Here is a 20,597-nt window from a genome sequence, read left to right as displayed (position 1 = left end):
CCGGCGGCTGTAGGTGGCTACCACTCCCGGCAGATGTCCCCTTGGGGTGTCAGTAGGTAGGGCCGGTGGGCTCCCATATCGGCCAGCAGGTCGGAGACGAGCGTGTGGGCCGGGATGACAGCCTCGCGCCTGTCGGTGGTGGTTGCGGCGAGGTCTGCCGTCGCCTGCGCTGGAGTCGCGGTGGCTTTATCGAGCAGCTGCGGTTCTGGCACACATTTCGTGAAAGATCTTGCTGGCTCTCGCCAGCAGGAGGCGCGCGTCATGTGAGCTGCGCGGACCACGCATCACCGCGGTCCGGTGAAGCCGGACTCTAGATCGCTCACGGAATGTGTGTCCAGAACCGCAGCTGCGAAGTCACTTCTCGACGGGTTCGGGAGGCGCCTGCTCTGCACTCTGCATCGACCACAGTGTCGACGAGTACGGGAGGAGATCCCCACCGAGGACCGGCGGACGGCAGGCATCGACGACGACCAGCACTGGGACACCCTCCAGCAATGCCTTCACGACCACGAACTTCCCCTCGATGTCCGCGTCGCCGGCTCACTCGTACTTTTCTACGGACAGCAGGCCAGCCGCATCGCGGCGCTCAACAGCAGCCATCTGCAGACCTCCGGCGACCGCACGTACCTGGTCCTCGACCACGTGCCCGTCCTGCTCATGCGGCCTCTCGCCAAGCTGATCAAGGACCTGGAAGCTCAGCGACCTCCCCGTCCGATCCGCAGCAGTGCCGAGGCCCCTCACGATCCGGTGCAGCGCTTGCGAGATCCCCATCTGAGCCCACAGCTTGACGCGGCGTCGGATCGTGCGGTCGGAGCATCCGGGCGAGAAAATGCGCTCGTATCCGGAGCCGTGGACCAGCGCCTGGACGTCGTGTTCGAACACGACGCGCGCGGGCCTGTGCCCGTTCTGCTGCCACCCCTCATCGCGACCCTGCTCCGCCACCTACTGCCGGTCGGTCTAAATAGACGGAGTAGCACGTCAGCAGCGGGCTTGCTGGAGTCCCTCCCACAGTCCGACTCGGAGGCATGTCAGTGGCAGGGGCGATCCTTGCCGTGTGACGAACCAGGATGACTACCAGAGTGCCGATCAGGCACTCCATGGGCAATTGCCTGATCCACGTTCCGTGATCGAGCGCACGGACTGGACCGGGCTGGAGCATGCCTACGGAGTGGCGCAGGACACCCCACTTCGCCTGCAGCAGCCCTTGGACGAGGATCCGGAGGTTCAAGCGGGGGCCCTGGGGCTACTGGATATGTCCGTCCTGCACCAAGAGTCCTTGTACAGCGCGACAGCGCCAGCCGCACTGTACGTAGCCACGGTGTTGAACAACCCCCGCACTCTGGCCCGCCATGAGAACTACTCCACCTGGGATGAGCGGCCTCGGCCACTGCGTGCCGCCTTGCTGGAATGGCTGGGTCAGATCGCGGAGTCGGCGGCCTACGGTGAGACGACCGACGAGGAGGACGGCAACGATCCGGGCGTCACCGATGCGGTCCGCGCCGTCCGCGGAACGATCCACGACGCCGTCTCCACCCACCTCTTGGCCCCTGACCCCACCGTCCGAGCAAGCGCCCTCAGCGCCACCGCAGCGCTCCTTCAATCTCCCGAGCTGGCGAGTCGAATCTCCGGAACCACCCAGATTCTCCGGCGGCTGCTCACCGAGAGCACCGACTGGCGTGAACGCGCCAACACCGTCTTGACCATCGGCGCCTGGGGCGAGGACACCGCGAGCTGGCTCGCGGTGTCCTCGCCATCCGTGCCTGCGCCGCCCTGTCACCGGGATGCGCCAGCAACACCAACGCGACGCGAACGATCCTCCGCGCTCTGCTCGAACCCGTGGTCATCGACTCCTGGTTCCTCGAACCCACTGCCGCCGACCCTTGGGCCGGGGAACCGCTTCCGCATATCGAAGGCCGTCTACGGCACGCCCTTCTGCCCGCGGGCATCGAACGCGCTGCCGACTTCGAGGAACTCCTGCCAGCCGCCATGGCCTCCGTGCCGTTCTGCAGCAACCTCACCATCGCCGAGGACTGGGGACCGCTGCTCGCCGCAGCTTTCCCTTCCGGCTATGACCAGGATGCCAAGCTCACTCCAGCTCAGCACCGTTACCTGAGCGCTCTCGCCGACCGCGACGTGTGCTGGCGATACACCCAGCTCATCACCTCATGGTTCGACGACATTGGCCTTCCCGCAGACCGGGGCGCCATCAGGGCACTCCTGACTGGGCCGCGGCCACACTAGTTGGCTATGTCCATGAGAACGGGGTTCTGGCACAGATCTTGGGGGTGCGGTCGCAATGCGTCACTGAAGCAGAATCATCTTGCGGAGTGGTTCGAAGCCAGCTCGTCCGTAGAGCTGTCTTTTGATCTTCTTGATGCGGTTCGCAGCGCCTTCGGTGCCACCGGAACTCCACTCCAGGGTGAGTCCGGCTGTCACGGCGTCGAGGTCTCGAAGCATGTGGGGCGCGAAGCCGGTGAGGCCGGGCAGTTGGCTTGCGTCGAGGGCGTCGATCCAGGTGGGGAGCGTGGCACCGAGGCGGCCAGTGAGTATCTGGCCGAAGTCGCGAATGTGCCTGGCGGCAGTATTCAGTTCGGGGCAGCGGGCCAGGACGTCCTTCTAGAAAGCTGCTGAAAATCTTGTGTGGGGGCTGTCCGGCCGCAGGCCGGGCGGCCCTTTCGCTATGCGGTGGGCGGGATGAGGTGCCAGGTGTCGCCGGTCCTGGTGAGTCCGAGGTGGATCAGTCGGCGGAGGTTGAGGGCTGCTGCGCGGTGGTGGAGCCAGGTGTCGTTCTTCAGAACGCCTCGGTAGGGCACTCTGCGGTTGCCACGGGCGACGAGCCAGGCAATGGCCCGTTCGACCGGTGGCCGCCAGCGGCGGTACTCGGCCTGCCAGCCGGGGCTGTTGGCGGCGTGATCGCGGGCGGCCTTGAGCAGGTCGTACTTGACGTGGACGGTGAAGACCCGGCCGGTCTTGGACTTCGTGCAGTGTTCCCGCAGTGGACAGCCGGTGCACAGTTTCTTGAACTGGGCCTGGCGTTCCCCGCCCTGGCGCCTCTGACCGAGGGGGACGGTGTGTCCGGCCGGACAGGTGACCTGGCCGTTCGTGGTGTCGACGTCGAAATCGTCGGCGGTGAAACCGCCGGGGACGGCCGGCCGCAGCGGTGGTGGCTTGAGAACCAGGTCGTGTCCCTGTTCTTGCAGGTGTTCGCGTAACTCGCCGGTGCCGTAAGCGGTGTCGCCCAGGACGGTGACCGGTGCTTCCTCATCGGCGAGGAGATCCCGGGCGACGGCCGCCTCGTGGTTATGGGCCCCGCTGCCGGCGGTCAGGGCGACCTCGGTGAACAGGCCTTCCTCGGGCTCGAAGGCCACGTGGGCACGGAAGCCCTCCTGGTGGCGGGAGCGGTTCTTGTGGATATGCCGGGCCTCGGGATCGACCGTGGACACGGTGCGGTCATAGACGGTGCGCCGGGCGATGCGCCACCGGCCGTCCCGCCCGTCGGAGCCGTCGGCGGGTTCCACGTCCTGCCCGGCAACCAGGGCGAGCAGGCCGACCGCGTGCGCCGCTGCCTCTCCCAGCTCCTGGTCGGGCAGCCGGCCGAGCAGGTTCAGTGCGTCGGTGACCAGGGCGTCGATCAAAGCGGCGCGGGCATGCTCGTCGTTCCAGGCGATCTTCGGTTTACCCGGGTCGGTGTAGTCGTGGGCGGTGCACCACTGGTCGGCGACCTGCTGGGCGCCGGGGACCACACGGATCACCCGGCGGATCGCGGCGACCAGCTGGGTAACGGTGTCCTGGGTGGCGACCGCGTCGTCCAGCACGGTGGAGTCCAGCGCCCTGCGCTGCCTGCCCTTGAGCACACCGGTGGCCGCGACGACCTCTCTGACCTTGGCGAACAACCGGTTCGGGTCACCGGAACGCTGCAGCCGACGGCGGAAATACGTCAACAGCGACGGATCGAAGGCAGTGTCGTACAACCCGAGTCCGCACGCGGCCTTCCACCGCAGGTCGCAGCGCAGTTCCTGCACCGTCTCGAAATCCGAGAGCCCGTGCAGGCTCTGCAGCACAACCGTGGCGGCCAGGACCTGCGGCGGCAGCGAGGGACGCCCGTTCGTCGAGGGATACATGTCCGCGAACATGGCACCGGGGAAGAGGGCCTCGCGATGCTCGGCCAGAAACGCGAACACGCTCCCGACCGGGATCAACTCCCGGCACGTCTCCCACACGTCCTCGCCGACGCTCTCCCCAGCCCATTCCCCCTGCATGGACACAAGACTGACCCCACTCCACCCGGAGCGAGGCCAGAACCCAACATTTTCAGCAATCTTCTAGGCCCGGACTTCGCGGGTCGTTGATTCGTATGGTGTGACCGGCTCGGGGGTGTCCCCGAGCCGGGGTGTGGCGTTGGGTGGGGTGTGTCGATGTCTTCCCGGTCCCCGCGGCCACGGTCCCAGCGTCAGCGCTTTGAAGTAGCGGTGACGTCCGTGGTGGAGAAGCGTCTGGGCGCTCTGCCTGTCGCTGCCGAGTTTCTGCGCCGGCTGGATGTCGCCGGGATTGTCGACGAGGTCTGTCCCGGTGGCGCGAGTGCGCTGGTGACGCACGGGCAGGTGATCGAGGCGCTGGTGGCCAACCGGCTGACCTCGCCCGCGCCGCTGGTGCGGGTGGAGGACTGGGCCAGGTGCTGGGCGGTGGAGGAGGTCTTCGGGATCGAGCCTGGGCTGCTGAACGACGACCGTCTGGCTCGTGCTCTGGACGCGATCGCTCCGGAGCTGGAGAAGATCGCGGGCACGGTCGGGGCGCGGGCGATCGGTGAGTTCGGGATCGATGTGTCCCGGATGCACTGGGACATGACCAGCATGTCCGTGCACGGGGCCTTCCCGGTCCAGGGCCAGGACGAGGACTTCCCCGTCATCAACTACGGGCATCCCAAGGACCGGCGGGTGGACTTGAAGCAGGTCCAGGCCGGACTCGCGATGTCGGCCGATGGTGGCATTCCGCTCCATGCCCGGGTCTTCGGCGGGGCGGCGGCCGAGGTCAGCCAGGTCGTCGGGGCGATGAAGGACCTGCGGGCCATGGCCGACGAGCAGGAGTTCCTGATGGTTGCCGACTCCAAACTGGTATCCTACACCAACATCTCCGCCCTGCTGGCGGCCGGGGTGCAGTTCATTGCCCCGGCCCCGGCCGCGCAGGTCAAGGACGACGTCTACGCCGCACTCGACTTCTCGCAGGCCACCGTCGTGGACTGGACACCGGACCGGGACGCGGACAAGCCGGCCGAACAGCGCGAGTTCTACCGTGTGCTGGAGGACACCCACACCCTGAACGGGCCCCGCAAGAGCGATCCGCCGCTCACCGTGCGGCGGATCCTGGTCCACTCCACCGCGAACGCCGCGGGCCAGCAGGCCGCCCGGGCCAAACGCCTGGCCAAGGCCGCCGAGGAACTCGGCAAGCTCACCGCCGCAGCCGGCGGACGGCACTACAAGACCGCCGAGAAGATCACCGCCCGCGTCGGGGTGATCGCCGCCAAGCGCCGTGTCACCTCCTGCCTGCGCTTCACCGTTACCGAGAACGAGCACGGCATCCCGGCCCTGGCCTGGTACTTCGACACCGGCGTCCTGGACACCGAAGCCGCCGTCGATGGCTGGTACGCCTTGCTGACATCCACCCCGGCCGAGCAGGCCGACCCGGACCAGGTCCTGATCCACTACAAGGGTCAGGGCGCGGTCGAACGCCGCTACCACGACTTCAAGGGCCCCCTCGCGGTCGCGCCCGTCTTCGTCCAGCACAACCGGCGTGTCGCCGCCCTGATCCAGGTCATCTGCCTGGCCCTGCTCGTCTTCTGTCTGATCGAGCGGCAGGTCAGACGCGCACTCGGCCCCGAACAGACCATGATCGGCCTCTACCCCGACAACCGCCGGGTCCGCCCCACCGGCCGCATGATCTTCTACCATCTCGGCGAACTCACCCTGCGGATCGGCCACATCACCGATCCGCCCACCGTCCAGATCACCCGTGGCGTCCAACTCCACCTCCTCGATCTCCTCGACACCGACATCGGACAAACCCGCTGGCCACAAACCTGAAACAGCGACCCGCGAAGTCCGGGTCTAGGAGGCGCGGTCCTCCTCGCTCGGTGCTGTGGGATGGCGGGTGAGCCAGCCAGTACCTGGCGCACCGTCGGCGGCGGGGGCGGCGCGTCCGGCGAGGTGTTGCGCAGGGTGGCGATGTAGGCGCGGACCATGCCGTAGGTGACGGGGGCCTGCTCGGCGAGCAGTTCTCGGTGGAGTTGGGTGACGCTCGTGCATCCTGCGGCGAACCGCCGCTCCAGGTAGGGCTTGTAAGGGTCCAGCCTGCTGGGCCGGGGCCGGTTTTCGCGGAGGGTGTCCTTCCAGTGCGCGGCGCGTGCATACCGCAACACGGTGTTGAGGCTCCAGCCCAGGTGCCGGGCTATCGCCCGAAGCGAGTGGCCCTGCGCGAGCAGTTCATGGACCAGGGCATGCGCGGCCCTCTTGCGCTGAGCCCGTCGGCCGGCAGGATCTGGGCCGGTAAACCGGAACCGTCTGGTGGCGGGTCGATGGCTGACGGTTTGGGCGGCGTCGGGGCGCGCAGGCACTCGCGGTGGGCGGCGACGCAGGTCTCAACGGCTCGGCCGAGGCCCTGCCACAGGTGGAACCAGGCGGCGACCTGGAGGGCGTCGGGGCGCCGAGTCGGGCCCCCTCGGCGTAGGCGCCCGCTCGGTCTCGGCAGATGATCTCCACGCCGGGGTGGGTGGTCAGCCACGCGGCCGGCGGCCCTGCTTCACGTGTCGGGAGCACGTCGACCACGCGATGGGTTTCTCCGCAGGTCAATACGGTGGAGTAGGTCTGGCCCCGGCGGATCGCGAAGTCGTCCACACCCAGCACGCGCGGCATGCTGGTCTGCGGATCCGGCAGCGCCATGACTCTGCGCAACAAGGTCATCCGTCCTGCGCGGAGACCCAGCTGATTTGCCGGACGAGCGCCGGCTCGTCCGGCAAGCGCGAGCCCGACGCGTTCCAGGACGTGGTTGAGCCGCGTGGTGAAGCGCGCGTACGGGGCAGTCAGCTGAGTGAACGGCTCGGCGAAGTTGCGGCGCGGGCAGTCCGCAGCACCGCAGATGAATCGCCGAACCGTCAGCCGGATCACGACGCTCTGCCCGCCGATCGGGAGATCCTTCAACCTCCGCTGGTAGGAGTCGTGCACCCGGCCCAAGAAGCGACGGCAGTCAGGACACGCCGCGCCTGTCGCCCGGCCTCTCGCGACCACATCGGCCGTGCCGAAGGCAGTGGTCACCGCCTCGACGTCCACGTCGTCGATCCCGGCAAACACGAGGGAATCCCAGAACGATACGTCGACCTTCTTAACAGCACTGTCACCGATCACAACCAAGAACGGCGGGAAGAGCCAAGAACTTGATGGAGCGTCACTCTCATCTGCGTGGCGTCGGGGCGTGCGCGGTCCCACGCGTGTGTCCCGTCGCCTGCTACCTGCTCCGATGCCGCTGAAGCTGCACGTCCCTGAACTGCAGTCTCACTGATTCCGTCCTGTGGCCTGCTCGGTCTCCCGGTCGGCGCGTCCTTGTCACAGCGAACCTGCCTCGTTCAGAAAGTCACTGGCTTCCCGTTCCCCCTTGCGGTGAGATTTCCGACGTGACGCTTCACGAGGATGAGATCCCAGTCGACGAGACGCTAGTCCGGTCACTGCTGAAGGAACAGCGCCCAGAGTGGGCTGACCTACCGTTGTCGCCCGCAGGCGCGGGCACGGACAACACCATGTACCGGCTGGGCGATGACCTGCTCGTGCGACTTCCACGAACTGCCGACAAGGGACAGTCCGTGCGGAAGGAGCAGGAATGGCTTCCTCGCCTGGCGCCCTTCCTTGCATGTCCGATTCCCGAGGCCGTCCACGCTGGGACGCCCACCAACGCCTTCCCACTGGTCTGGTCGGTCTACCGCTGGATTGACGGTGTCGAGGCCGGCCCGGACACCGTCCAGGACTGGGCCGCCTTCGGAGCCGATCTGGCGGCGGTCGTGAGGGAGCTCCACGGCATCGACCTCATGGGAGCGACTCGCGCAGATGGCCTCAGCTGGTACCGCGGAGGCAGCTTGGGGCCATGCGACCAGTGGATCGCCAGGTGTCTCGACGATTGCCGAACCACCGTGGGTTCTGAGCTCGACGTTGACTCTCTAGAACAGTTGTGGCGAGCCGCGCTTACACTGCCCGAGCCCTCCGGACCTCACGTGTGGCTCCACGGTGACCTCAAGCCGACCAACCTCTTGGTCCGGGAAGGCAAGCTCCACGCAGTCATCGACTTCGGAGGACTCTCGGTCGGCTTTCCCGACGCCGAGCACTCCACACTCTGGGACCTGCCGCCACAAGCACGACAGGCCTACTGGGACACATTGAGCCTCGACGATTTGACCTGGGCCCGCGCCCGCGCCTGGGCGATCGCGGTGGGTGTCAGTGGAATCTCCTATTACTGGCACACCTTCCCCGCCTTCGTCGCCGAGTGCCGAGCGCGACTTCGGACAATCCTCACCGATGCCGCTGCGCGTTGAGTGGCCTCCCCGGTCCGAGAGGAAGGGTCATACGGCGCAGGTCCAGCGAAGGGCGACGGAACCCGCGCGAAATGGAGCATTTCACCGACATGTCCTGAGTCCGACTCATCTCACCGAACCTGGACCGCCCTGGTTGTCCCAGGTCGCCCTGCCAGCCCACACCCATCAGAAGTACGGCAACGGGCTTCAGCTCCCGGTGCTCATGGAACCGGGAGGTGTGGAGGAGCCGAGCGGGCCGACCGAGGTGTGCGTGGCATGCGGCGTGGTGATCGACCCGGAGGTCATGAGACCGGCCGATACTGCCCGGGCCGCGTACTGGTGGCGTCTGACATGGGCCCCGGCAATGACCCGACGGGCGGACGCCGGGCCTCTAGCGAACGCGCAGCCCAAGGTCGCGGGCTCTGTCCGGCATGCTGCTTGCTCGGCGACATGCTGGCTGGGGCGACGGCACCACGGGGATACGGCACGCACGAACGGTGGCAGTCGATGACCAGCCCATCGAATGTCGTTGAGAAAATTAATGTTCGCGCGTTGTCATGTTAAAAAACTCAAGGTAAAAATGAATGGCAGGCTCGTCATCGAGAGCAAGGGAGCCGAGGGTGGACTGGCATGAACTGACGGACCTGACGCAAGGGCAACCGTTCGTGGTCGAGCGGGTCCGTCTCGCCGACAGCGGGATCGCGATCGAGGGGCAGTTCGAGCCGCCGCAGTTGGCTCAGCTCAGCATCGACGACCAGGTGTTCGTTGCCGCCTTCGTACGGTCGCACGGTTCGATCAAGGAGATGGAGCGGACCTTCGGGGTGAGCTACCCGACGATCAAGTCCCGGCTGAAACGGATCGCCGAGCACCTCGACTTCGTCGACACCGACCCCGCACCCACCGGCGCCGCCGACGTCGTTGACCGCCTGCAGCGGGGGGATATCAGCGCCCAGGAGGCACTGGCCGAGCTGGAGGGGCCCCGATGATCCCGCAGCTGGTGACGATGCGCTATCGCCGTCCCAGCGGCCGCTGGCGGCGGCTGTACGTCCCGGTCCTGCCGGTAGCGCTGGTGCTGTCACCGCTGCTGCTGCTCGCCGCGTTGGCCGGACTGGTCGCCTGCCTCGCCACCCGGATCAACCTGTTGGGCGCGCTGCGCGGCACCGGGCAACTGCTGTGGGCCCTGCCCGGCACCCGGTTCGAGATTGAGCAGGGCCGAACGGCCGTACTGGTAAGCGTCAGATGAGTCAGAAGAGCAAGGAGCTTCCAATGAGCGAGCAGCGCCGTCAGGTCCTGCAGATGCTGGCCGAGGGCAAGATCACCGCGGACGAGGCCGAGCGGCTGATCGACGCCCTCGAACGAGAACAGCCCGAGCCGCCGCCGGGAGCCGCATCCCGCCCGAAATCGCGGCCCAAGTACTTGCGCGTGGTGGTGAACGCAGCGGACGACTCCGGCGGCGACGGGGCGAGCCGGGTCAACATCCGGGTCCCGCTCCAGCTGCTGCGCGCCGGGGTCCGGCTCACCAGCCTTCTCCCTCCGCAGGCGCTCACCAAGGTCAACGCGGAGCTGAACAAGTCAGGGGTACCGATCGACCTCACTGAGCTCAAGCCGCAGCACCTCGAGGAGCTCATCGAGCACCTCGAGGACGTCATCGTCGACGTGGACGACCCCGACGCCAAGGTGCAGGTGTTCTGCGAGTGACACCGCCACGGCGCCGGCCGCCCGCCCGGACCACGGGGGCGGGCGGCCGCCCGGCCGGTTGGCGGCCGCGGGCGGTCAACCCGTCTTGCGTGTTGGTCGGTGCGGGCGATGTTCGCGCAGGACGGCTGACAACGGTGAAGGCTCGGGCTGTCGGCGGTATCCGCGCGGTGGCACAGCGCCCGGTCGCGGTTGTAGAGACACATCAGCAGGGAATTCGGGTTGTCGTAAACAGCCAGAGCGGGGTCGTCGAGGATGTCGCGGGCCTGCCGCGGTGTGCGGATGGAGCCGGCTCAGTGTACGCAAGTAGCTGGGCAGCGTTTCACGGGTGAAGACAGGCAGAGGCGTCGGCTCAGGGCAGCGTTGAGGTCCGTTTAGTACGGCTCCCCGAACAGATCCCATCCCAAAGGTTTCCGCTGCCGACGGCGCATAGGAGACACGGGCGGCCCTTCGTCGGTGGTCAGGATCACCGTACGGCGGTCTCATCGCTCTCCTCGGCGTCTTCGTCGTACTGATCGCCGCAATCGCACCAGGCCGGCTTGCCCCGCAGGGTCATCGCAGCCTGGAGCGTCACACAGTGCTACATGTCTGTTCGCGACCGGATCGGGGGCAGCGTCACCCTGTTCTCCGAACCCGGGCACCTGGGCTACACCCGCGTCGACGGACCGCACCCGTTCGGTGCGGTGCTGCGCATCCCGGACCCGTTCAACCTGGACCTGGACACGAGCGGCCTGTCTCCAGCCTGACCGCAAGCAACGCCCGGCTGGCCTCGGTGGGTTCGCCGAGGCCAGCCGGGACATTATCCGAGTTGTTCGTCAGTCGGGTCGGCTACTGACCAAGGGCCCGGCTCCGGCTCAGGATTGGACTTCGCAGGCGGCAGGGGTACACAGCCCGACGTGCAATACCGTGCCGGAACGTCCAGGTCGACGCCGTACCGGAACGCTTTCCCGCAGGCCATGCACACCTTGGCGGCCTCCTGGATGCGCCGGTACTCGACCTCCGCAATGCGCTCAAGCCGGAGTTGCTCGCGATCGATGGCCTGCCGCATCGCCATGGCGTCCATGGGATCCCAGAACATTTCATCGATCATGTCGTCCGGCTCGAAGCACGCATCGAGGAGCACGGACACCACTTTCTTGTAGGCCCCTTGCGCCACGGCAGCCCGGATGAGTACGGCGGCTTCCTTGGTTCCTTCACGGCCTGCTGGGTCGCTCCCGGCAAGCTCGCACTGGGCGTATCCCCACTCGCGGGCCGTTTCGGTCAAGGTATCGGGGGCGCATTCGGCAAGGTGGTCGGCGCACCACAGGATCAGGCTGTCTTCCGGGGACCTGCCACAGCTGGGTTTCCGGCAGAGCTCGGAGACGCCGTCCTGTGAAATCAGCAGCTGGAACCGGCGTGGGTTGCTGCTGACCACCGCGGCTTCCAAAGGGGACAGCAACTCGATTTGCAGCGAGGTATCGCGTCCTTCTCGGGCCAGCTCGCCCGCCAGTGCCAAAACTGTGCCGAAGGGAATGGCCGCTCCGAGAAGCCGGGATTGGAAGACGTCCGGCCCCTGGATGTCTTCGTACTCCGGGCCCCACCCCCAGTCGACCGTCGCGGGGGGAAGCGATGCGCACTCGCCGAGCAATTCCTGCAGAGTGAACGACTGCCCGATCCGCCCGCCTGTCGGGCCGGCGGTTACCCGGGCCGCTTTGGTGTAGCGCAGGCCGGTGGCCCTCTGCGTTTCGCGCACGGCAGCTTTGCGCTTCTTGCCTCTGGTCACGAGTGTCCTCCTACGGCATGCCCACGCCCATGCCGTAGCAAGGTCGTCACGATGAGATGCCGCGTGAGTCTGGGACCCTTGTCCGCGCGCCGGGGCGTGGGTGCTTGTCCGGCCGGGATCCTGGCAGACGCGTACTGCCGCAGGCAGAGGTTAGCAGTTCGGCGCCATGCCAGAGTTCGACAGCATTTACGTACACCGGTTCAGCCTGCCCCTGCGAAACTGCCGCGCCACTACAAGCCCCGTGTGGCGCCTGGGAGCACACCGGGCAGGTTCTCCCCCACCCGGCACGGCCGGATCGCGTCCTACCGCATCTGACGGCCCGTCCGGACCCTGAGAAGCATGGGGGACACCGAAAACACCACGCCAGGCCCGGACCACCCCGACAACGACGCTCTCCAAGCCGCCCTCGATCGAGGGTGCGACCGCCCCAAAACCGCCCGCGCCACCCGACTCCCCGCACTGAGCTGTACTGAGAGGGCGTTAAGTCCATTTCTAGTAGTGGCCTGGTCCGGGTTGGGTGAGGAAGTCTTGGCGTCCGAGGCGGCTGCGGGTGACGTTCATGTCTGGGCCGTCGGTGAGCAGGCCGAAGTCGTGCCGTTCGCGGACCCTGAATGGCTGGTCGGGGTGCTGGTTGAAGGCGTGCACGATCTGCTGGTAGGCGGTGCCTTGGTCGTGAGGGCCGGACCGGGATCGGATATTCGGTGTTCTGCCTGCCCATGAGGACACAAGATGGTGCGCATGACTTTGGCCACCCCCATTCTGCACACCGCTCGCCTGCGACTGCGCCCCTTCACCGACGCCGACGCGGACTCCCTCTTCGCGCTGCACAGCAGCACCTACGTGATGCGCTATTGGGATTCCCCGCCGTGGAACGAACAGGCCCGCGCCGAGCGCTTCATCGCGATGTGCCGGAAGATGGCGGACGAAGGCACCGGGGCGCGGGTGGCCATTGACCTTGCTTCTGACGGGGCCTTCGTCGGCTGGTGCGGTCTGACCGGATGGAACCCGGACTACCGCAGCGCGTCGTTGGGCTACTGCCTCGACGATGCGATGTGGGGCCACGGCTTCGCGACGGAGACCGCGCACGCCGTGCTGCAGTGGGCATTCGACGCACTGGACCTGAATCGAGTTCAGGCTGAGACCGATACGCGCAATGTGGCGTCTGCCCGGGTCCTGGAGAAGATCGGATTCGTGCGTGAAGGGACGTTGCGGGAAGACTGCGTGGTGAACGGCGAGGTATCCGACTCGTGGGTGTTCGGGTTGATCAGGCGAGAGTGGCGGCCGTCGGCTGTGCCGATTCCAGCCCACGAAGTGCGGCGTTAGTCCGTTTCTGGTACCGGCCGCGTCCGGGTTGGTCGAGGAGTCCCTGACGGACGAGTCGTCCCAGGCGGGAGCGGGTGACGTTGATCGAGGGCTCGTCGGTGGGCAGCCCGAGTAGTTCGTGCAGGTCACGAACCCGGAAGATCCGCCCGGGATGCTCGTTGAAGGCGGTCACGATGCGCTGGTAGACGGTGGCGGGCTCTGCGGGGGCTTGTGTGGGTTCGGGCAGGGCGAGGCCTTCGATGACCTTGCCGGTGGTGACGATCTCGGCGAGGCGGGCCTCGACCTCGGCCAGGGCACTGGTGAGTTGGTCGATCTGTTCGCGCAGGCTGTCGGCGCGTGCGGCGGTCTCGTCGTGTTCGGCCTGCAACAGCCGCAGGAGTTCGGTGACGTTCACGCAGCCAGCTCGATGTCGTCGCGCCAGGCGGGGCTGGGGGTGGTGAGGCGGCGGAGCATGCCCGCGGTGGAGGCCCAGTAGACGCGGGAGGCGGCGTTGTCGGGCCGGTGGTCGTAGTCGCGGGCGAGGCGCCGGTGGAGCATGAGGGTGCCGTTGACCTGCTCGACCACCCACCGCTTCGGTTGCGGAACGAAGCCCTTGCCCTGGTCGTCGGGGTTGCGCCGGACCACCTCGACGGTGATGTCCTTCACCGCCCCGTGGATGATCACGGCGTCCTTGAAGCCCTGGTCGACCAGGACCTTCTCCAGGCGCATCCCGCACCGTTCGGCCGCCTGGTCCAGCAGGGCGATGCCGGCCTCGTTGTCGTGCGCACTGGCGGCCAGGACCACCACACCGATGACCAGGCCCAGCACGTCGACGGCGAGTCCCCGCTTCCTGCCGGGCGTCTTCTTGTTCGCATCCAGTCCCGTCGTCTCCTTCGGCACCCCCGCCGCGACGCGGACGGACTGGGTGTCGATGATCACCAGGGACGGGTCCTCTAATCGCCGGGCCCGCTCCCGCACCTGGCAGCGCAGGATCTCCTGGATCCGCTGGTCAATACCGTCCTGACGCCACAGGGTGAAGTAGTAGAACACCGCCGACCATGCCGGGAAGTCGTGCGGCAGGAGCCGCCACTGACAGCCCGTCCGGTTCTGGTACAGCAGCGCGTTCACGACCTCGCGCAGATCACAGGAGCCCGGGTCTCCGGTCGCCGAGCGCGACACCCGCTCCTGCTTCCAGGCTGTGATCAGCGGCTCGATCAAGGCCCACTGCCCGTCGGACAGGTCCGTTGAGTACGGCATCCGTTCCATGCCCCGACCCCATCATGCACACGACATGCGAGTCAGCCTGAACGACTCCGCACCCACGAACGGGTGACACCAGATCATCCAGAAATGGACATAACGTCCTCTGAGATTTGTGGAGTCCCTGGTGCGGCGCCGCACCACGGCCGACCCTCGCTCACGAGGCCGACCGTCCCGTGGCAGCGGGACCCGACCCACCGGCGGCGCAGCGGTCAATGAGCGTGCCTTGATGCGCGATCATGACTTAAAAGCGACTGTATCAAACATGTTCACGCACGCTTTGCCTCATGGTCTCTCTTCCTGGACAAGCTCTGCGGGGCGCGCACGCGCCACCAGCCCTACGACCAGGGCTTTCCCACCCCAGCGGAGAAACCTTGAAAACGATCAGATCCCTCCTCGCGGCGATAGGCTGCGCTGTGCTCGCACTGACTGGTGTGTTGATCGCGCCGTCGTCCGCGAGCGCCGACACCGTGACACGGGTGACGGCGCCGCAGTTGCGGTTCACCAGCTACAACATCTGCGGCAACATGTGCGGCGACCCGAACTACTACGACAACCAGCGCCGCATCGACCAGGTGGTCGCCGAGGCGTCGGCGGATGTGTGGGGCGCGGACCAGATCTTCCTGTCGGAGGTGTGCCGCTCGCAGTACGACGCGATCCTGGCCAAGCTCGCCCCCAAGGGGTTCAACGGCCTGTACACCGCGACGCTGTCGGGCTATCCGACGATCTGCCACGGCAGCGACTACGGAATGGCGGTCTTCGTCAAGGGGCCGGCGCTGGAGACCACCGTCCTGGACCTGACCCAGGGCGGCGAGACGGAGCCGATCAAGAACCCCTGCATCAAGTCCCGGCTGCAGGGCCGGATCACCTGGTCCTGCTCGATCCACCTGTACTGGTCGGCCTCGCCGACGCTGCGCGACGCCGAGGCGCGTGAGCTCGCCGCGCAGGCCAAGGCATGGGAAGACGCGGGCATCCCGGTGGTGCTGGGCGGGGACTTCAACGCCCCGCCCACCAGCACCATGGCCTCGTATTTCTACGAGCCCGCCCTGGGTGGCGGCGCCAAGGGAACCATGATCGAGGTCGACGAGACCGACCGCGACTACTTCACCCCCGCCTGCGTCTCGGCGGAGGTGTCGCAGTGCCGCTCGGGTCAGGACAGCAAGGACGGCGGCAAGATCGACTACGTCTTCCTCAGCGCCAAGTACTTCGCCAACCCCGAGGCCGACGTGCTGCCGATGGACACCGAGGTCTCCGACCACAAGCTGCTGCGCGGTACTGCGACCTGGAAGCACTGCGGCCAGACCACCGGCAGCCTGTCCGGCCAGGCGGCCGGCGATGACCTGGATCGGGACGCGGGCAGCCCCACCGGCATCTCCGCCGCTCTTTGCAAGGGCGGCGGCTTCTAGCCGGCGAACCTGCCGGCCGCTGCGGGGGATTTCTCTGGTGACGGCCGGGCCGACCTGGTCGGCCGGGACACCGTCGGTGACCTGTAGCTCTACAAGGGCGACGGAGCGAGCTACTGCGCACCCCGCACTCACGCGGGCAGCGGATACGCCGCAGGCGAGCTGATCTTCCAGACACGGCGGTTACGACGAGATTGTCGCACCGCTCGAACCCCACGTCTGATCCGCTCCAAGAATGAATGGCCGGCCGCCGGCCACTACAGAAACGGGAGGCCGCCACCCTGGCGGGGTTGGCGGCCTCGCCGTCCTTGCGCCGCGCGAGCTGATGTTCGGGCCGGGTCACGGCCGAGCCCTTCACCCGGGTGGCGAACACCCCGCAGGCCGGGCAGGCCCCGGCCGTCTCGTCGGCCGTGGCCAGGTGGATCCGGCGCCGTCCGCCGGCCGGCTTCTTGACCCGAACGACGGACACCCCGTCGAGGTTGAGTAGCAACGTCGTATCGTTGAACAAGCCCGTGGCTCCTGGGCGATCGTTCTGCGTCGAGAACAGAAATGATCACTCAGAACCACGGGCATCCTGTATCCAGGCCGCCAGACAGCGACTCGATCATCGACAGTGACAGCACGTCAGCTCCCCGACGAGGCGCACCGCTCAACTTCGAATGCCCACTTTGACGCCTGAGGACGACCCGCAGAAGCTGTTCACCGAGGCCTGCCTGCGCGGGCTGCGCGCCAAGCTCTGCAACGACGACGACTCGCTGGCGGACTACCTCCCGCCGCAGGTGGCGGCGATGGCCCGCAAGGTGGCCGACGCCCTCGAAGTGCCCCAGCCAGCCACCGTGCGACAGGCGCTGCCTGTGGTCACGAGTGAGCGGCCGCGGAGTCTTCCGTGAAGCGATCCGGGCCTTCGTACAGGGCGCGCGCACCAGCCGGCCCTGGGCGCAGCGCCCGGTGCCATCCAGCGGTACGGACAGCCGTCGCTCGGCTTCCTCGAGTACGACTTCGGCGAGCGCGCGACGGGGTTGTCCGCCAGCAGCTGGGCAGTGTGCCGCCGGACGTCACCAGCCACCGCGCGGGCGTCCCGGTCAACTGCAGCGCGCGGCAAAGGCCGGCGCTCGCTGCCTCAGGCTGGAGTGGGCGGCGTATTTTCCTGGCTCTCCAACCCCTGCGTAGTTACCGCCCTTCAGCCCGGGCCTTCAGGCGGGCAAGGATGCCATTTGTGCTGGCCATGTCTTCAGCGGTGACGCTCTGCTGCGCTTCTTCGCGGCGGGTGTGTTGGCAGTCCGGGCACAGGCCGCCCTCCGTGGGACGGTAGCCGTCAAGACCCTCCGTGTCGGGCTCGACATCGGCCTGGCAGGACGGGCACTCCCAGACCGCCTTCAGCCCGCCCAGTTCCTCGCGCCGGTGCTGCTGCCCCAGGGCGCGAGCGGCCCCGCGCTCCTGGCGGCGCTGCTCCTCGCGTGCGTCGTACTCGTCTTCCGTTCCCGTGTCGGTGAGGGCGTCGGTGATCGGCTGCCACTGGCTGCGGCCGAAGCGCCACCACACCGGCCCGCGAGGGCCGTGGGGGCGTAGCCGGTCGAGTTGGGTGGCGATCTTTTGATACGCCGTCAGAGGGTCAGAATTCAAGCGACGCCGAGACGAACGGCAGTCGCACGGGTCCGGGCCGTGCGGGCCAGAGCATCGTGAGAGCGTGAGCCCCGTGATCACGTCGGCATCGATCCGGCACGGCGGCCATGGGCCCTTGCGCGGAGATGTCGTACGTGCTCGGATCTTGTTCATCCGCATCCGGACCATGCACCCCGGACACCTCTCGACGGCCGATCCCCGCCGGTGCACCCCGCCTCCGAGGAGGGCTCCGATGTCATCTCCCGCTTCCACAAAACGAACTGTCGCGGCGGTGCACGCCGCCCCGGTGTTCATGGATACCGAGGCGACCGTCGGGAAGGTGATCTCGTTCATCGAACAGGCAGGCCGGGAGGGCATCGATCTGCTGGTGTTCCCCGAGACCTTCGTGCCCGGTTACCCCTACTGGATCGAGGCGTACGCCCCGCTGGACCAGCAGGGCGCCAACGCCGCCTACGCCGAGGCGTCCGTCGAGGTGCCCGGCCCGCAGATCGCCCGGGTCCAGGCCGCCTGTGCCCGCACCGGGGTCGGCACGGTCCTCGGTGTCAGCGAACGGCTCGCGGGCACCCGCACGTGTTTCAACAGCCAGGTCTTCATCGACCCCGACGGGACTCTCCTCGGCGTGCACCGCAAGCTCCAGCCCACCTATGCCGAACGGATCGTGTGGGCTCAGGGCGGCGGCGCCACCCTCAGGGTCTTCGACAGCGCGCTGGGCCGGATCGGCGGCCTGGCCTGCTGGGAACACACCATGAACCTGGCCCGGCAGTCCCTGATCACCCAGGGCCAGCAGATCCACGCCGCCGCATGGCCCGGTCTGTCCACCATGACCGGCTTCGAGGCCGTCGCCGACATCCAGATCGACGCCATGATGAAGACCCACGCGCTCACGGCCCAGACATTCGTCATCTCCGCAGGAAACCCGGTGGACGAGACGTGCCTGCGGTGGATGGAGTCCACCATCGGACCGCAGAAACACATCACCGCGGGCGGCGGCTGGTCCGCCGTGATCCACCCCTTCAACCAGTACCTCGCCGGCCCGCACACCGGCCCCGAGGAAAAGCTCGTCACCGCCGAAATCGACCTCGCCGACATCAACGCCGTCAAGGTCTGGGTCGACTCCCGCGGCCACTACGCGCGACCGGAGATCCTCGGCCTACGGGTCGACCGACGCCCGCTCTGGCACGACGAGGGGCGCCGCGAGTGGCCTGCCGCCCCGAGCGACAGCACCACCGTCCCGGCGACGGAAACGGACTGCCAGGATTCTCAGAAAACCCTTGGCCAAAGTAGCTGACCGTCCCAGCGTTGGTCGTTACGTACGCGATCCGAGCGCGCGCTCCCGAGGAGTTCACTGCCGTCTGCGGCCGGGTGTGGGACGTTCTGTTCCCCGCCCGTTCCGGCTACCTGGCCGATCGTCTTGTCCGAGTCGTAGCCGGCGTCCAGGTGCACGGTAGTGTCGTCGGGCAGCGGTCCCAGGTCGTCCAGGCGGTCCAGGTCGGGGCAAACAGCGGGGAGTCGTGGCGGTTCGCCCCAGCCGGCACGCGACCCAGCGGGATCCCATAACCAGACGTCATCGTGCCGTCTCTGCCCGGCTTCGGTTTCCCCGGCCCGCTCACCGGCTTTTCGGACGTCAACTTCTGGAAGGTCTTCGACCTCTGGCACACCCTGATGACCGAGACCCTGGGATACGAGAAGTACGCCGCCGGGGGCTGCGACATCGGCGGGATCGTCTCCAGCCAGCTCGGCCTCAAGTACGCCGACGAGCTGTACGGCATCCACATCGGCTCCGGGCTGCCGCTCGACTTCTTCACCGGCCCCCGCGCCTGGGACTTCGCCCGGAATCGGCCCCTCACCGACGACCAGCCCGCCGACGTCCGCGCCCGCATCATCGAGCTGGACCACCGCTCGGCGTCCCACCTCGCCGTGCACATGCTCGACGGCGCCACCCTGGCCCACGGGCTGAGCGACTCACCCGCCGGACTGCTCGCCTGGCTGCTGGAGCGCTGGAACGCCTGGAGCGACAACGGCGGCGACGTCGAGTCCGTCTTCACCAAGGACGACCTGCTCACCCACGCCACGATCTACTGGGTGAACAACTCCATCGTCACGTCGATGCGTTACTGCTGGCAGCGCTGGGGCTGACTGTGCTCACCGGACTCGCGGCCGCCATCCTGCCGGCCCGACGGGTCGGGCGAATGACCGTCATCGCCGCGCTCCGCACGACGTAACACCTGCGAGGGCAACCCAGGACAGCGATCACCCCCGGGATGCGGTGGGTGCGCGCAGTGGCCACTGGCTGGGTACAGGGGCAAACCCGCCGCCACGACGGCTTTGGCCCACCCCGACTGTGGCGGCCGGCGACGCCGTCCGACGTCGGGTCAGCCACTACACCGAGAAGGCAGGCTCGTTGTCCGCTGTCAGCGCCCCCTCTCGCCATACTCCGAGCAGGTCATGACTCGTAAGGGGCCAGTCAGACCCAGGTTTGAGAAATGGCTTCGTTCACTTCAAGCAGCAGCGTTTGTCTGCCGGTTAGGGCAGCAGTTGGCGATCTCGAAGGTTGTGGTTGTTCACGAAATGACGTCGGTTCCTGGTCGCGATGGCTGACGGACCGCGGCTTGATCACCAGCCCTCGCCCGGGGAGGGCAGCGGATCGGCTGCCCTATTCTTCTGCCATGGCGAACTGGCAGCGACCTCTGGGCGATGCTCTCTGGACCCTGGATCGGGCCCTGGGTGGGCAGCGGCGTCCGACTCGGATCCAGAAGTGGGTGGCCCGCCACCCGATCGGCACCGGTCTCTGCGTGGCCGTTCCCTTCACGCTCTTCTTCTTGATGCTGTCGCGTGAGGAGGAACCCGACGACCTCATGTTCGCTGTGGTCTTCGGGCTGGCTCTGGGCCTCGTCTTCGCCCTCACAGCTGTCTCGGAGCGCCTCCGGCAGCGCCGACTCAAGCGTCTGGGGATATGGGACGGATCCTGAACAGGGCCAGGAGTGGCGCGGGCGGAGACTGGGAG

The 20,597-nt window shown here is 67.4% G+C and carries 22 protein-coding genes and 3 pseudogenes; 13 read left to right on the top strand and 12 right to left on the bottom strand.

What is annotated here, in order from left to right:
• Nucleotides 1-17 precede the first annotated feature (17 nt).
• The 3 genes and pseudogenes from OG953_RS41825 to OG953_RS41815 all read right to left on the bottom strand — a co-directional run.
• Nucleotides 18-212, bottom strand: coding sequence for a hypothetical protein (locus tag OG953_RS41825; RefSeq protein ID WP_405691213.1), 195 nt, complete (start codon nt 210-212; stop codon nt 18-20).
• A 142-nt stretch (nt 213-354) separates the two neighbouring features.
• On the bottom strand, nt 355-510 hold the full coding sequence (locus tag OG953_RS41820; protein WP_405691211.1) for a hypothetical protein: 156 nt from the start codon (nt 508-510) through the stop codon (nt 355-357).
• A gap of 228 nt (nt 511-738) precedes the next feature.
• A pseudogene (locus tag OG953_RS41815) lies at nt 739-894 on the bottom strand (IS5/IS1182 family transposase); the annotation flags it as partial.
• A 942-nt stretch (nt 895-1,836) separates the two neighbouring features.
• On the opposite strand from OG953_RS41815, the gene OG953_RS41810 reads away from it, so the two are divergent.
• Entirely contained in the window at nt 1,837-2,241 is a 405-nt protein-coding gene (locus OG953_RS41810) for a hypothetical protein (protein WP_405691209.1), read from the top strand.
• Nucleotides 2,242-2,301: 60 nt separating this feature from the next.
• Here OG953_RS41810 and OG953_RS41805 read toward each other — a convergent pair whose 3' ends face one another.
• Together OG953_RS41805 and OG953_RS41800 are read right to left on the bottom strand one after the other, a co-directional pair.
• Nucleotides 2,302-2,487 (bottom strand): hypothetical protein, encoded by a 186-nt coding sequence (locus OG953_RS41805; protein ID WP_405692395.1) that lies wholly within the window; start codon nt 2,485-2,487, stop codon nt 2,302-2,304.
• Between the two features lie 191 nt (nt 2,488-2,678).
• Nucleotides 2,679-4,259, bottom strand: coding sequence for an IS1182 family transposase (locus OG953_RS41800; protein ID WP_405691207.1), 1,581 nt, complete (start codon nt 4,257-4,259; stop codon nt 2,679-2,681).
• A 219-nt stretch (nt 4,260-4,478) separates the two neighbouring features.
• On the opposite strand from OG953_RS41800, the gene OG953_RS41795 reads away from it, so the two are divergent.
• Entirely contained in the window at nt 4,479-6,077 is a 1,599-nt protein-coding gene (locus OG953_RS41795) for an IS1634 family transposase (protein ID WP_405691205.1), read from the top strand.
• A gap of 399 nt (nt 6,078-6,476) precedes the next feature.
• Here the strand turns inward: OG953_RS41795 and OG953_RS41790 are convergent, their stop codons facing one another.
• On the bottom strand, nt 6,477-7,394 hold the full coding sequence (locus tag OG953_RS41790) for a transposase family protein (RefSeq protein ID WP_405691203.1): 918 nt from the start codon (nt 7,392-7,394) through the stop codon (nt 6,477-6,479).
• A gap of 266 nt (nt 7,395-7,660) precedes the next feature.
• Here OG953_RS41790 and OG953_RS41785 point away from each other — a divergent pair, with 266 nt between their 5' ends.
• From OG953_RS41785 to OG953_RS41765, 5 genes are all read left to right on the top strand, one after another.
• Nucleotides 7,661-8,569 carry an aminoglycoside phosphotransferase family protein gene (locus OG953_RS41785; protein WP_405691201.1) on the top strand — a complete coding sequence of 303 codons (909 nt, stop codon included), beginning with the start codon at nt 7,661-7,663 and terminating at the stop codon, nt 8,567-8,569.
• 599 nt (nt 8,570-9,168) lie between these two features.
• A complete protein-coding gene (locus tag OG953_RS41780; protein ID WP_405691200.1) occupies nt 9,169-9,534 on the top strand; it encodes a DUF2089 domain-containing protein in 366 nt (121 codons plus the stop codon).
• A complete protein-coding gene (locus OG953_RS41775; protein ID WP_405691198.1) occupies nt 9,531-9,791 on the top strand; it encodes a hypothetical protein in 261 nt (86 codons plus the stop codon). The genes OG953_RS41780 and OG953_RS41775 overlap by 4 nt, the downstream gene beginning before the upstream one ends.
• Before the next feature lie 23 nt (nt 9,792-9,814).
• Nucleotides 9,815-10,246, top strand: coding sequence for an SHOCT-like domain-containing protein (locus OG953_RS41770; RefSeq protein ID WP_405691196.1), 432 nt, complete (start codon nt 9,815-9,817; stop codon nt 10,244-10,246).
• A gap of 581 nt (nt 10,247-10,827) precedes the next feature.
• Nucleotides 10,828-10,989, top strand: coding sequence for a hypothetical protein (locus OG953_RS41765; protein ID WP_405691194.1), 162 nt, complete (start codon nt 10,828-10,830; stop codon nt 10,987-10,989).
• 53 nt (nt 10,990-11,042) lie between these two features.
• Here the strand turns inward: OG953_RS41765 and OG953_RS41760 are convergent, their stop codons facing one another.
• A complete protein-coding gene (locus OG953_RS41760; RefSeq protein WP_405691192.1) occupies nt 11,043-12,005 on the bottom strand; it encodes a hypothetical protein in 963 nt (320 codons plus the stop codon).
• Between the two features lie 492 nt (nt 12,006-12,497).
• Nucleotides 12,498-12,650, bottom strand: a complete 153-nt coding sequence (locus OG953_RS41755) for a hypothetical protein (RefSeq protein ID WP_399338308.1) — start codon at nt 12,648-12,650, stop codon at nt 12,498-12,500.
• Between the two features lie 93 nt (nt 12,651-12,743).
• Between OG953_RS41755 and OG953_RS41750 the strand changes: the two genes are divergently transcribed.
• The gene (locus tag OG953_RS41750; RefSeq protein WP_405692393.1) at nt 12,744-13,328 is read left to right on the top strand and encodes a GNAT family N-acetyltransferase; all 585 of its coding nucleotides are present in this window, start codon (nt 12,744-12,746) and stop codon (nt 13,326-13,328) included.
• Here OG953_RS41750 and OG953_RS41745 read toward each other — a convergent pair.
• On the bottom strand, nt 13,270-13,722 hold the full coding sequence (locus OG953_RS41745; RefSeq protein ID WP_405691190.1) for a type IV toxin-antitoxin system AbiEi family antitoxin domain-containing protein: 453 nt from the start codon (nt 13,720-13,722) through the stop codon (nt 13,270-13,272). The genes OG953_RS41750 and OG953_RS41745 overlap by 59 nt on opposite strands.
• A complete protein-coding gene (locus tag OG953_RS41740) occupies nt 13,719-14,573 on the bottom strand; it encodes an IS5 family transposase (RefSeq protein WP_405691188.1) in 855 nt (284 codons plus the stop codon). The genes OG953_RS41745 and OG953_RS41740 overlap by 4 nt, the downstream gene beginning before the upstream one ends.
• Before the next feature lie 368 nt (nt 14,574-14,941).
• On the opposite strand from OG953_RS41740, the gene OG953_RS41735 reads away from it, so the two are divergent.
• Together OG953_RS41735 and OG953_RS41730 are read left to right on the top strand one after the other, a co-directional pair.
• Nucleotides 14,942-15,973, top strand: a complete 1,032-nt coding sequence (locus OG953_RS41735) for an endonuclease/exonuclease/phosphatase family protein (RefSeq protein ID WP_405691186.1) — start codon at nt 14,942-14,944, stop codon at nt 15,971-15,973.
• Between the two features lie 665 nt (nt 15,974-16,638).
• On the top strand, nt 16,639-16,860 hold the full coding sequence (locus tag OG953_RS41730) for a hypothetical protein (protein ID WP_405691184.1): 222 nt from the start codon (nt 16,639-16,641) through the stop codon (nt 16,858-16,860).
• Nucleotides 16,861-17,140: 280 nt separating this feature from the next.
• Here the strand turns inward: OG953_RS41730 and OG953_RS41725 are convergent, their stop codons facing one another.
• The gene (locus tag OG953_RS41725; RefSeq protein WP_405691182.1) at nt 17,141-17,593 is read right to left on the bottom strand and encodes a hypothetical protein; all 453 of its coding nucleotides are present in this window, start codon (nt 17,591-17,593) and stop codon (nt 17,141-17,143) included.
• A gap of 232 nt (nt 17,594-17,825) precedes the next feature.
• Between OG953_RS41725 and OG953_RS41720 the strand changes: the two genes are divergently transcribed.
• The gene (locus OG953_RS41720) at nt 17,826-18,881 is read left to right on the top strand and encodes a carbon-nitrogen hydrolase family protein (RefSeq protein WP_405691181.1); all 1,056 of its coding nucleotides are present in this window, start codon (nt 17,826-17,828) and stop codon (nt 18,879-18,881) included.
• 119 nt (nt 18,882-19,000) lie between these two features.
• Here the strand turns inward: OG953_RS41720 and OG953_RS41715 are convergent.
• Nucleotides 19,001-19,173: pseudogene (locus OG953_RS41715) on the bottom strand (IS5/IS1182 family transposase); the annotation flags it as partial.
• On the opposite strand from OG953_RS41715, the pseudogene OG953_RS41710 reads away from it, so the two are divergent.
• Both OG953_RS41710 and OG953_RS41705 read left to right on the top strand, forming a co-directional pair.
• Nucleotides 19,154-19,708, top strand: a pseudogene (locus OG953_RS41710) (alpha/beta fold hydrolase); the annotation flags it as partial. The pseudogenes OG953_RS41715 and OG953_RS41710 overlap by 20 nt on opposite strands.
• 551 nt (nt 19,709-20,259) lie before the next feature.
• Nucleotides 20,260-20,562, top strand: coding sequence for a hypothetical protein (locus tag OG953_RS41705; RefSeq protein ID WP_405691179.1), 303 nt, complete (start codon nt 20,260-20,262; stop codon nt 20,560-20,562).
• The last annotated feature ends 35 nt before the right edge of the window (nt 20,563-20,597 follow it).

Source organism: Streptomyces sp. NBC_00057, assembly GCF_045041165.1.
In the GTDB taxonomy this organism is placed as follows: domain Bacteria; phylum Actinomycetota; class Actinomycetes; order Streptomycetales; family Streptomycetaceae; genus Streptomyces.
The sequence above is the reverse complement of the archived record's forward strand: the minus strand, read 5'-3'. Positions and strand labels throughout refer to the sequence as shown.

Coding starts and splice junctions, on each gene's coding strand:
- OG953_RS41775 (WP_405691198.1), top strand. CDS start 9,531: ATGATCCCGCAGCTGGTGACGATGCGCTATCGCCGTCCCAGCGGCCGC.
- OG953_RS41770 (WP_405691196.1), top strand. CDS start 9,815: ATGAGCGAGCAGCGCCGTCAGGTCCTGCAGATGCTGGCCGAGGGCAAG.
- OG953_RS41765 (WP_405691194.1), top strand. CDS start 10,828: ATGTCTGTTCGCGACCGGATCGGGGGCAGCGTCACCCTGTTCTCCGAA.
- OG953_RS41800 (WP_405691207.1), bottom strand. CDS start 4,259: ATGCAGGGGGAATGGGCTGGGGAGAGCGTCGGCGAGGACGTGTGGGAG.
- OG953_RS41705 (WP_405691179.1), top strand. CDS start 20,260: ATGGCGAACTGGCAGCGACCTCTGGGCGATGCTCTCTGGACCCTGGAT.
- OG953_RS41720 (WP_405691181.1), top strand. CDS start 17,826: ATGTCATCTCCCGCTTCCACAAAACGAACTGTCGCGGCGGTGCACGCC.
- OG953_RS41750 (WP_405692393.1), top strand. CDS start 12,744: ATGACTTTGGCCACCCCCATTCTGCACACCGCTCGCCTGCGACTGCGC.
- OG953_RS41740 (WP_405691188.1), bottom strand. CDS start 14,573: ATGGAACGGATGCCGTACTCAACGGACCTGTCCGACGGGCAGTGGGCC.